Below are 11,304 nucleotides of genomic sequence, written 5' to 3'. Positions count from 1 at the left end.
GGGGTGTGCTGCTGCGGCAGGGGCGGCAGGCCTCCCGGGTGCTGCGTCCGGCCGGACAGCGCACGTGGGATCAGTACCGAGGTGGGCAGCGTGACGTCGGCGACGGTGCCCCGGTCGGTCCCGGGCCGCAGTTCGACCTGGACCCCGTGCCGGGACGCCAGCCGGGCGACCACGACCAGACCCATCATCCGGGACACGGTCACGTCGACCGCGGGAGGCGTGGCGAGGCGCTCGTTGAGGTCCTGCAACTGCTCGGCGGTGATGCCGATGCCCCGGTCCTCGACGTACAGCGTCGCGCGGTCGCCGACCCGGCGGGCCTCCACCATCACCTGGGAGTCCGGCGGGGAGAAGGCGGTCGCGTTGTCGAACAGCTCCGCCACCAGGTGCACCAGGTCGTTGACGGCCTGGGCCTGGACCTCGATGTCCCGGTCGACCATGCCGAAGTCGATCCGGGTGTAGTGCTCGACCTCGGACTGGGCGGCCCGCAGCACGTCGATCAGTGCCGCCGGCTCGCGCTGCACACGGGTCGAGTCGGCACCGGCGAGCACCAGCAGGTTCTCGTCGTTCCGCCGCATCCGGGTGGCCAGGTGGTCGAGCTGGAACAGCTCGGCGAGCCGGTCCGGGTCCTCCTCGCCACGCTCCAGCCGGTCCAGGTGACCGATCAGCCGGTCGACCAGGATCTGCGAACGACGGGCGAGGTTGACGAACATCGTCGCGACCGACGCCCGCAGTGCGGCCTGTTCCGCGGCGGTCCGGACCGCTTCGAGGTGGACCGCGTTGAACGCCTCGGTGACCTGCCCGAACTCGTCCTTGCTCCGGACCGGCAACGGCTCGGCGATCTGGTTGGCGACCTGCACGGGCGACATCTGCGCGGTGAACTGCGGGTCACGCAGCCGGGACACGGCGTGCGGCAGGCCGTGCTGCGCGATGGAGAGCGCGCCGTGCCGCAGCTCCCGCAGCGAGCGGGCCATCGAGCGGGCGACCAGGTAGGCGAAGAGGATGGCCACCAGCAGCATGCTGAGCAGCAGGCCGGTCTCCAGGAACACCTGCCGCTGCACGTCGCTGCGCAGCTTGCTGGCCTGGGCGAGCACGTCGCGGTCGAGCTTGACCTCGACCGCGCGGATGAGGCCGGCGTTGCCGACCATCGCCGCGTCCCAGTCCTCGGCGTTGAAGGGCGCGTCCTTCATGCTCTCGTCGGTCTTGCTCCGGATGTAGCCGCTGTAGCTGTCGACCTCGCGCTGGTCCGCGCCGGAGACGGTCTGGTTGTAGAACTCGAACTCGGCCCGGCTGGCGACCGCCTGGAAGCTCTGCAACGCCTGCTGTTGGCCGGTCTCGGTCGCGATGTAGTCGGTCCGCAGCGCCGGGGTCAGCAGGTTGTCGCTCAGGGCGCGGTGCACCACGACGCGGCGCATCGACAGGAACTCCTTGCCGCGCGCGGTCAACGCGCCGGCCCGCATCCGGTCGCTCAGCGAGGTGTCGCCGGCCAGCTGCGAGGCGAGGTCACGGATGTCCAGCAGCTCGTTGATCAGGCCCTCGTACTGCTGGACGACGGTCGTGAGCTGAAGTTTGAGGTTGATGACCTGGCTGCGGAGACCCGGCAGGTCGGCGAGGCTCTGGTCGATCCGGCCGAGCAGGGCGTCGAAGTTGGCCGGAAGCTCGTCGAGCTGGGCGCGACGCTCGGAGTACGGCCCCTTGGCGCCGTCCACCCGCCCGTGCACCTTGTTGTAGAGCTCCAGATATTCCTTGCGCCGCGCGGCGCTGTCCGTGCCGAGCAGCAGCACCGCGTTGGCGCGCTCGTCCTGGAGGTCGTACACCAGCTGCCCGGACGCCTGGGAGAGGGTGGCCAGGGTGTGTGCCCGGTTGGCGTCATCCAGCGTTTCCATGTGGTCGGCGATGCCGGTCGTGCCGACCACGACGACCGCGATGGTCGGCGCGATCATGATCAGACCGAGCTTCGACCAGATCGGCATGTCGCGCAGCCGACCGGCCGGCCAACGGAGACGCGACAGGAACGGGCTTGCTGTCTTCGGCCGCTTGCTCACGTCACCGCCTTCCCATCCAGCGCCCCACCGATGGCTCAGGGCACCGCTGATCGACCGACCCGGGCGGGTCGGACCTCCGAGATTCCATCACGCCGCAACTCAAGAAGAAAGCCCAGGTTGTCGCCGACCGTAAGCGCAGCGGGAGGTTTCCCGCGACTTGACAGCGGTCCGTCTTTCTGGAGTTACCCAGAGTAGTCACGCATCCTGTCCACACTCTTCCTACGCACCAACCGTCCGAATTCGGAAAGTCGGTGCTCGGCCCCGAACCGGGGATCCCCCGCCGCGACGTATCGAACGTTACCGGAACGATGAAACCCTACGCCCCCGCGCGAGGCGGACGCGATTGGCTCCGGTGTCCTCCGCGAGCCTGGCACTCCCACGGCGGAGAAGACCATTGCCCGACCGGTCCGGTACGGCAAGGTCGAAGTGCCGGATTACGCGATCCGTGCTGACCGCCGAATGGCCGGCCGGACATCCGGACCAACCGGCCCGGCAGTTTTCCCGACCGAAGAGATTCCCGCGGGAGTCCGGGAAGTCAGGACAGCACCTTGGCGTACGCCGGTTTGATCACCTCGTTGATGATGGCCAGCCGTTCGTCGAACGGGATGAAGGCACTCTTCATCGCGTTGACGGTGAACCACTGCAACTCGGCGTAGCCGTAGCCGAACGCCTCGACCAGCAGTGCCATCTCCCGGGACATGGAGGTCCCGCTCATCAGCCGGTTGTCGGTGTTGACGGTCACCCGGAAGCGCAGGTCACGCAGCAGTCCGATGGGATGCTCCACGATCGAGGGAGCGGCACCGGTCTGCACGTTCGACGACGGACAGAGTTCGAGTGGGATGCGCTTGTCCCGGACGTACGCGGCGAGCCGGCCGAGCACCGGGCGGGCCCCGGGAGTGATGTCGTCGACGATCCGTACGCCGTGCCCGAGCCGGTCCGCCCCGCACCACTGAATCGCCTGCCAGATCGAGGGCAGGCCGAACGCCTCCCCGGCGTGGATGGTGAAGTGGAAGTTCTCCCGTTGCAGGTACTCGAACGCGTCCAGGTGCCGGGTGGGCGGGAATCCCGCCTCCGCCCCCGCGATGTCGAAGCCCACCACCCCGGTGTCCCGGTGCCGCACCGCGAGTTCGGCGATCTCCTGCGAGCGGGCGGCGTGCCGCATCGCGGTGAGCAGCGTACCGATCCGGATCGACCGGCCGGCCGAGGCGGCCTCGGCCGTCCCCTCGGCGAAGCCGGCCAGCACCGCCTCGACCACCTCGTCGAGGCGCAGACCCCGCTCCAGGTGCTGCTCCGGCGCGAACCGGACCTCGGCGTACACCACGCCGTCCTCGGCCAGGTCGAGCGCGCACTCGGCGGCGACCCGGCGCAGCCCCTCGACCGTCTGCATCACGGCGACGGTGTGCGTGAACGTCTCCAGGTAACGTTCCAGCGATCCGGAGTCGGCCGCGGCCACGAACCAGCGACCGAGTTCGGTGGGATCGGTGGTCGGTAACGGATGCCCCACCGCGTCGGCCAGCTCGACGACCGTCGCCGGGCGCAGCCCGCCGTCGAGGTGGTCGTGGAGCAGCGCCTTTGGAACCCGAACGATGTCTTCGTAGCCGATTGCCGCCATGAACCGACATTAGTGGCCCGACTCCCACTCATCCCGGTGACCCGGCCGCGACGAGTCCGGCGCCACGTCAGGGCCTCGGCACGCCCCGTACCGGCGCCTCCCCCGGCCGGACCAGACCCGTCTCGTACGCGAGGATCACGGCCTGCACCCGGTCCCGCAGTTCCAGCTTCGCCATGATCCGCTTCAGGTGGGTCTTCACGGTCGACTCCTCGACCACCAGTGTCGCCGCTATCTCGGCGTTGGCCAGCCCCCGGGCGACGAGTTCCAGCACCTCCCGCTCGCGCGGGGTGAGCGAGCGCAGTCGCCGGCCACCGGCCGGATCGGGCTGTGGGGAACGCGCCATCCGCTCGATCACCGTACGGGTCACCGAGGGCGAGAGCAGCGAGTCGCCCTCGGCCACCGCGTGGATGGCGGCGATCAGCTGCTCGGGGCGGGTGCGTTTGAGCAGGAAGCCCGACGCGCCCGCGTGGAGCGCGCCGAAGATGTAGTCCTCGTCCTCGAAGGTGGTGAGGATCAGGATCCGGGCCTGCGACGCGGTGGCGGTGATCTCCCTGGTCGCGGCGATACCGTCCAGGCGCGGCATCCGGACGTCCATCAGCACCACGTCCGGCCTGGCCTCCCGGACCCGCGTCACGGCCTGGGCGCCGTCGGCGGCCTCGTCCACCACCTGGATCGTCTCGTCGCTGGAGAGGACGGCCCGCAGTCCGGCCCGCATCAGGTCGTCGTCGTCGACGATCAGCACCCGCAGCGGTGCCGTCACGGCGCCGGCTCCGGCCCGGCCGGCGAGGGGCGGCCGGTCACCGCCGCGTCGGCCCGCTGCGGCAGTGGATCTTCCGCCAGCGTCGGCGAATGGTACGGAAGCCGGGCGTGCAGCCGGAACGTCTCCCGGTCGGCGGCGGTGTCCAGGCTGCCGCCGAGCAGGGTGGCCCGCTCCCGCATTCCGACGATGCCGTGTCCACCGACGGCGGGCGTGCCGTCCCCGTCGTTCCGGGCGACCGGATTCACCACGGTGACCTCCATGGCCTCGGTACCGAAGAGCAGCCCGACCTCGGCACTCCCCCGACCGTGCCGGGCGGCGTTGGTCAACGCCTCCTGCAGGATCCGGTACGCCGACCAGGCGACACTCGGCGGCAACGCCCGGCGTACGCCCCGTTCGGTGCTGACGATCCGCAGCCCGCTCACCTCGTGCCGGGCGAGCAGTTCGTCGAGCGCCGCCGGATCGGCGGGTACCCCCAACTCGGCGGTCCCGTCGTCGCGCAGGGCCCGGACCAGCCGGTCGATCTCGCCGATCAGCCCTCGGGCCACCTCCTCGACGGTGCCGATCGCCTGCCGGGACCGCTCCGGGTCCCGTTCGTGCAGCAGCCGGGCGGCACCGGCCTGGACCAGGATCACGTTGATCGCGTGGCCGGCGGAGTCGTGCAGGTCCCGGGCGATCCGGGTCCGTTCCTGCACGGCGGCCAGGGTCCGCTCGCGCAGCCTGTCGCGTTCGGCCCGCCGGGCCTGCTCCTCCAGCGCGCCGATCCGCTCCTGACGCAGCCGGATCCGGTCCCCGACCAGCCACAGCGACAGGAAGATCGCTGCGGTGGTGACCATCTCGGTGCCGATCTCGTGCAACTCGACCCCGACCGCCTTGTACAGCACGGTCATCGAGGGCACGAACGCCGCCACCGCGAGCAGCGCGACCCAGCGCCGTACCGGCCGGCGGTCCCCGCCGTGGGCCACCGCCACGGAGTACGCGGCGACCCCCGTACCGATCGCCAGGTCGAGCGTGTAGCCGAACGCCAGCAGCACCAGACTCGCCGCCGCGGTGACCAGGTAGACGGTCAGCGGCCACCGGCGGCGGGCCACGAGCGGCAGGGTGGCCACGGCGGCCAGGAGCACGCCGAACAGGTCCAGCCGGCGCTCGTCCGGTGTCGCGGCACCGAGCCCGCCGTCGGCCAGGATCGCGAGCGTGAGCCAGAACACCAGTCCGGCCACGCCCACGTCGATCGCCACATCCCGCCGCCGCACACCTCGGACGGTATCCGGTCCGGCGGCGCGGCCGGATCACCCTCCGGGAGCAGTCCGGCTACCCCTCCGGGGGTACGCCCGGATCGCCCCGCCGGATGTTCCGGCGAAGCGTCCGGCCTTCCTAGCCTCGGCCGGACACGGTCGTGGGTCCCGCCAGGCGGAGCCCGTCACGACCCCGGCACAGCTTTGGAGGACGGACAGCCATGGTGGAGTTACACCCACCCCGCACCACGACCCGACCGAGCGCGTTCGAACGGCTCGCCCGCTGGTCGTACCGGCACCGGCGCTGGGCTCTGGTGCTCTGGGTCGTGGTGCTCGGGGCCGTCACGGTCGCGGCGCAGGGCGTCGGCGACGCGTACCGGAACGACTTCTCGCTGCCGGGTACGGAGTCGCAGCAGACCCTGGACACGCTCCGGGAACGGGCCCCGGCCCGGTCCGGCGAGACCGTGCAGGTCGTGCTCGCCGACCCCGCCGGGCTGGCCGCGGCGCCGACCCGGACCCGGGTGGACGGGCTGCTGGACCGGATCGGCGCCCTGCCGCACGTGGCGGACGTCCGCAGCCCGTACGACGACCAGGGCACGATCTCCCGCGACGGGACCATCGGCTACGCCACGGTGACCCTGGACGGGACCACCGAGGAGGTTCCGGCGGAGGCCGTCCGGAAGCTCGTCGACACCGCCCTGGCGGCCGGGCAGGGCGACCTGCGGGTCGAGGTGGGCGGCGATCCGGTCCGCGAGGTCCAGGAGGAGCAGGGCGGGCCGGCGGAGGGGGTCGGGATGCTCGCCGCCCTGATCATCCTGGTGCTGCTGTTCCGGTCGCTGCTCGCCGCGAGCCTGCCGCTGGTGATCGCGCTGTTCGCCGTCGGCGCCGCGATCGGGCTGATCACCATCGCCTCGCACGTCGCGACCGTGGCCGATTTCACCGTGCCGTTGATGATCCTGGTCGGACTGGGTGTCGGCATCGACTACGCGCTGCTGGTCTTCTCCCGGTTCCGGGCCGAGCTGATCGCCGGCGCCGAGCCCGAGGCGGCGACCCGCCGGGCGATGGACACCGCCGGCCGGACCGTCCTGTTCGCCGGCTGCACCGTGATCATCGCGCTGCTCGGGCTGGTCACTCTCGGCCTCGGCTCGCTACAGGGCGTCGCCGTCGCGATCGCGCTCACCGTGCTGGCCACCATGCTCGCCTCGCTGACCCTGCTGCCCGCCCTGCTCGGCATGCTCGGTCACCGCGTCGAACGGGCCGTACGACGCCGGGCCGAACGGCCGGACCGGGCCGCCGAGGGGACCGCCTGGCGCCGCTGGGCGACGCTGGTGCAGCGGCGCCGCTGGCCGGCCCTGCTGATCCCGGTCGCTGCCCTGCTCGCCCTCGCCGCACCCGCGCTCGACCTGCGGCTGGGCTTCGCCGACGCCGGCAACGACGCCGAATCGAGCACCGCACGGCAGGCGTACGACCTGCTTGCCGAGGGCTTCGGGCCGGGGTTCAACGGTCCGCTGGTGGTGGTCGTGGAGGGCGGCCAGCCGGCGGCCGAGGCCGCGCACCGGACCCTGGCCGGGACCCCGGGAGTGGCCACCGCCGTGCCACCCGTCCCGGTCTCGGCGGACCTGTCGACGATGATCGTCTTCCCGGACAGCAAACCGCAGGCGGCCGAGACCGCCGAGCTGGTCACCCGGCTCCGGCAGGAGGTGCTGCCCCCGGTGGCCCGGGACACCGGCGCGACGTTCCTGGTCGGTGGCTCCACCGCGGCGGCCGACGACTTCGCCGACGCCGTCGCCGGCCGGCTGCCACTGTTCGTCACGATCGTGGTCGGACTCTCCGCACTGCTCCTGATGGTGGTGTTCCGGTCGCTGCTCATCCCGGTCAAGGCCGCGATCCTCAACCTGCTCAGCGTCGCGGCGTCGGTGGGCGTGGTCACGGCGGTCTTCCAGCACGGCGCGTTGGGCGTCCAACCCGGCCCGATCGAGTCGTACGTGCCGGTGATGATCTTCGCGATCGTGTTCGGACTCTCGATGGACTACGAGGTGTTCCTGCTGGCCCGGATGCACGAGGAGTGGGAACGCGACCGGGACGCCGGGCTGGCCGTCCGGGAGGGGCTGGCCAGCACCGGCCGGGTGGTGACGGCAGCGGCGGCGATCATGATCGTGGTCTTCGGCGCCTTCCTGCTCAGTCCGGACCGGATGCTCCAGCAGTTCGGCCTCGGGCTCGCGGTGGCGATCCTGCTCGACGCGCTCGTCATCCGCTGCCTCATCCTGCCGGCGGCGATGGCGGTGCTCGGGTCCCGGGCGTGGTGGCTGCCGGCCTGGCTCGACCGCTGGCTGCCCCGCGCACCGCTCGAACGCGGCTGACCCGCGAACCACTCGAACACGGCTGACCCGCGAACCACTCGAACACGGCTGACCCGCGAACCGCTCGAACACGGCTGACCCAGGCACCGCTCGAACGCGGCTGAGCCGCATCGGGCGCCCACTACCGGCCACTATCGTGGCCAGGTGCTCGCCGACATCCTGCGTCGTCTCCGCTGCCCGGTCTGTACCCGCCCGCTGGCCGAGGTACCGACCGGGCAGCCGGACCCGGACAGGACAGCGACATCCGCACTACGGTGCCCGGTCGGCCACAACTTCGACCTGGCCCGGCAGGGCTACGTCAACCTGACGACGGGCCGGGTCGCGCACTCCGGGGACACCCCGGCGATGGTGGCCGCCCGGGACGAGTTCCTCGGCGCCGGCCACTACGACCTCATCTCGACCGCGCTCGCCCGGATGGCCACGGCGTTGGCCGGGGACCGGGCGGCGACGTACCCGGAACTGGTGGTGGACGCCGGAGCCGGCACCGGCCGGCACCTCGGCGCGGTGCTCGACGCCCTGCCCGGAGCCACCGGCCTGGCCCTGGACGTGTCGAAACCGGCGCTGCGCCGGGCTGCCCGGGCCCACCCCCGGGCCGGCGCGGCGCTCTGCGACACCTGGCAGGGGCTGCCGCTGGTCGACGGGGCCGCCGGCCTGCTGCTCAACGTCTTCGCGCCACGCAACGGTGCAGAGTTCCGCCGGGTACTGCGGCCGGACGGCGCGCTCCTGGTGGTCACCCCGGACGCCGACCACCTCGGCGAACTCGTCGAACGGCTCGACCTGCTCCGGGTGGACCCGGCGAAGGAGGCCCGGGTCGCCGGCAGCCTGGCCGAGCACTTCGGCACGGGGCAGGCCGGCGTGCACCGCCGGACACTGCGACTCACCCGGAACGAGGTCCGCACCCTGGTCGGCATGGGACCCAGCGCCTGGCACACCGACCCCGCCCGACTGGACGAGCGGATCGACGCACTTCCCGAGCCGGTCCCGGTGACCGCCGCGGTACGGGTGGCCGTCCACCACCCCCGGTAGGGCTCAGGTGGACAGGTCGATCTCCTCCCATCCGGCGGGCTCGTCGTGGAACGGCCCCCGGAAGACCACCGCCCACTCCAGGGCCCAGCGCCGCTGACCGATCGCGTTGCTGTCGATCAGCCCCGGCAGCCGCAACCCCTCGCGCTCGGCCTCCAGGTAACCCCAGTCGAGGCAGTAGTAGAAGTCGAGCACGGCGGCGACCTCCGCCGCGTCCCGGGGCGCCGCGAGGGTACGCGAGCGCCAGGCGGTGAAGCTCTCTCCCGCCGGCAGATTGGGCAACTGTTCCATCAGCCGGTCGTCGCTCGGTGACGACGGATCGAGGTGCCGGCTCAGCCCGAGCACCCAGGCCAACGCGAACACCGCGTCGTGGTGCAGTACGAACGACCGGTGGTCGCCCCCGCTCCCCATCACGAACTGCCACTCCGGCGGGGTGACCATCTCGACCAGGTGTGAGCCGAGCAGCCAGCTCATCCCCGCCTGGGGCGGCATCCCGAAACACCGCGCCAGCACCAGGTGCAGTACGGCGGCACGGGCCTCGATCTCGGCGGTCGGGCGCAGCTCGACACTGTCACCCGGCTCCCAGACCAGCGGAAACTGGGCCGGGGGCACCGGCAGCCCCAACCGGGCCAGCTCGTCCAGATTGAGGGCGCGGACCGCCTGGGGATCGGGAGCGGATACGGTCACAGCCTTGTTTCCCGTCGCGTCTCGGTCGCCTCGGACGCACCAGGCGCCCACGAGCACGGGTGATGCCCGGTCGACTCGACCCAGCACCCGTGGTTTCCCCCCGGCGACGCACAATAGCCGGTTAAGAGCCCGCACACCATGACGTCCGGTCCGGCCGCCGACCAACTCGATCGGCTCGGCCGCCGCCGGCCGGACCGGCTACCCGATCCGGTCGATGACCAGCGCCGGCACCGACGGAGGTTCGGTCGAGATCGACACCGCACCAGCCGCGCTCGACCGGGCCGCCGGAATCCGCTCCGGGTCCTCGGCACGCAGTTCGTAGAGCGGGTCGCCGGCCCGGACCTGATCTCCCGGCTTCCGGTGCAGCACCACCCCGGCCGGCGCGCTGACCGGGTCCTCCTTGCGGGCCCGACCCGCGCCGAGCCGCCACGCCGCCACCCCGATGGCGTACGCGTCGATGCCGGCCACGAAGCCGTCCCGGTCGGCCCGAACGACCTCCACCTCCGGGGCGACCGGCGCCGGGGCGTCCGGGTCACCGCCCTGGGCACTGACCATGGCCCGCCAGACGTCCATGGCCCGGCCGTCCCGGAGCGCCCGCTCGGGATCGGCGTCCGGCAACCCGGCCGCGGTGAGCATCTCCCGGGCCAACGCGAGGGTCAGCTCCACCACGTCGGCGGGTCCGCCGCCAGCCAGCACCTCGACCGACTCGGCGACCTCGACCGCATTGCCCACGGTCCGGCCGAGCGGCGTGGACATGTCGGTGAGCAGGGCCACCGTCCGTACCCCGTGCGCACCGCCCAACTCGACCATGGTCCGGGCCAGTTCCCGGGCGTCCGCCTCCGACTTCATGAACGCGCCCGAGCCGACCTTCACGTCGAGCACCAGGGCCCCGGTTCCCTCGGCGATCTTCTTGCTCATGATCGAGCTGGCGATCAGCGGGATCGCCTCCACCGTGCCGGTGACGTCCCGCAGCGCGTACAGCTTCCGATCGGCCGGCGCCAGCCGTTCACCCGCCGCACAGATCACCGCACCGACCTCGCCCAACTGCGCGATGAACTCGTCGCCCGAGAGCGCGGCCCGCCACCCCGGGATCGACTCCAGCTTGTCCAGGGTGCCCCCGGTGTGCCCCAGGCCCCGGCCGGAGAGCTGCGGTACGGCGGCACCACACGCCGCCACCAACGGAGTCAACGGAAGCGTGATCTTGTCACCGACGCCACCCGTGGAGTGCTTGTCGACGGTCGGCCGGCGTACCCCGGACAGGTCCAGCCGGTCGCCGCTGGCGATCATCGCGGCCGTCCACCGGGCGATCTCCGCCGGGTTCATCCCGCGCAGCAGGATCGCCATCGCCAGTGCCGACATCTGCTCGTCGGCGACCCGCCCCCGGGTGTACGCGTCGACCACCCAGTCGATCTGCTCGTCGGAGAGCACCCCGCCGTCCCGCTTGGTCCGGATCACGTCGATCGCCGCGAACCCACTCACAGAAGCTTCCTCTTCCTCACAGTTGTACCCACACCACACACCGCGCACCGACCAACGACCGGCACCACCGAAGCCGGGGCCTGCCGTGCCCGGCGCAGGGATCAAGCCT

Annotated in this window: 8 protein-coding genes; 2 read left to right on the top strand and 6 right to left on the bottom strand. The window is 72.0% G+C overall.

Translation table 11 applies throughout. The annotated features are described in order from the left end of the window. The 4 genes from I0C86_RS12500 to I0C86_RS12485 all read right to left on the bottom strand — a co-directional run. Positions 1–2,042: sensor histidine kinase (locus I0C86_RS12500; RefSeq protein ID WP_196201393.1), on the bottom strand; the 2,042-nt coding region annotated here is incomplete at its 3' end. Positions 2,043–2,577: 535 nt separating this feature from the next. After that, positions 2,578–3,654: an adenosine deaminase gene (locus I0C86_RS12495; RefSeq protein WP_196201392.1), complete on the bottom strand. Its 1,077-nt coding sequence runs from the start codon at positions 3,652–3,654 to the stop codon at positions 2,578–2,580. Positions 3,655–3,721: 67 nt separating this feature from the next. Next, positions 3,722–4,414 (bottom strand): response regulator, encoded by a 693-nt coding sequence (locus I0C86_RS12490; RefSeq protein ID WP_196201391.1) that lies wholly within the window; start codon positions 4,412–4,414, stop codon positions 3,722–3,724. Further along, on the bottom strand, positions 4,411–5,664 hold the full coding sequence (locus tag I0C86_RS12485; RefSeq protein ID WP_196201390.1) for a sensor histidine kinase: 1,254 nt from the start codon (positions 5,662–5,664) through the stop codon (positions 4,411–4,413). The genes I0C86_RS12490 and I0C86_RS12485 overlap by 4 nt, the downstream gene beginning before the upstream one ends. 203 nt (positions 5,665–5,867) lie before the next feature. On the opposite strand from I0C86_RS12485, the gene I0C86_RS12480 reads away from it, so the two are divergent. Together I0C86_RS12480 and I0C86_RS12475 are read left to right on the top strand one after the other, a co-directional pair. Beyond that, on the top strand, positions 5,868–8,006 hold the full coding sequence (locus tag I0C86_RS12480) for an MMPL family transporter (RefSeq protein WP_196201389.1): 2,139 nt from the start codon (positions 5,868–5,870) through the stop codon (positions 8,004–8,006). A 144-nt stretch (positions 8,007–8,150) separates the two neighbouring features. Then, complete coding sequence (locus I0C86_RS12475) at positions 8,151–9,032, top strand: putative RNA methyltransferase (protein ID WP_196201388.1); 882 nt, start codon at positions 8,151–8,153, stop codon at positions 9,030–9,032. A gap of 3 nt (positions 9,033–9,035) precedes the next feature. On the opposite strand, the gene I0C86_RS12470 is transcribed toward I0C86_RS12475, so the two are convergent. Further along, positions 9,036–9,716 carry a DUF4272 domain-containing protein gene (locus I0C86_RS12470; protein WP_196201387.1) on the bottom strand — a complete coding sequence of 227 codons (681 nt, stop codon included), beginning with the start codon at positions 9,714–9,716 and terminating at the stop codon, positions 9,036–9,038. Between the two features lie 198 nt (positions 9,717–9,914). Beyond that, positions 9,915–11,195 carry a thymidine phosphorylase gene (locus I0C86_RS12465; protein ID WP_196201386.1) on the bottom strand — a complete coding sequence of 427 codons (1,281 nt, stop codon included), beginning with the start codon at positions 11,193–11,195 and terminating at the stop codon, positions 9,915–9,917. Between the last annotated feature and the right edge of the window lie 109 nt (positions 11,196–11,304).

It is taken from the genome of Plantactinospora alkalitolerans, assembly GCF_015690345.1.
GTDB lineage: Bacteria > Actinomycetota > Actinomycetes > Mycobacteriales > Micromonosporaceae > Plantactinospora > Plantactinospora alkalitolerans.
Note: the sequence above shows the minus strand (reverse complement) of the source record. Positions and strands in the feature narration are given on the sequence as shown.

Bases quoted from the DNA above. Each gene is read 5' to 3' on its own strand.
- I0C86_RS12480 (WP_196201389.1), top strand. From the start codon at position 5,868: ATGGTGGAGTTACACCCACCCCGCACCACGACCCGACCGAGCGCGTTC.
- I0C86_RS12495 (WP_196201392.1), bottom strand. From the start codon at position 3,654: ATGGCGGCAATCGGCTACGAAGACATCGTTCGGGTTCCAAAGGCGCTG.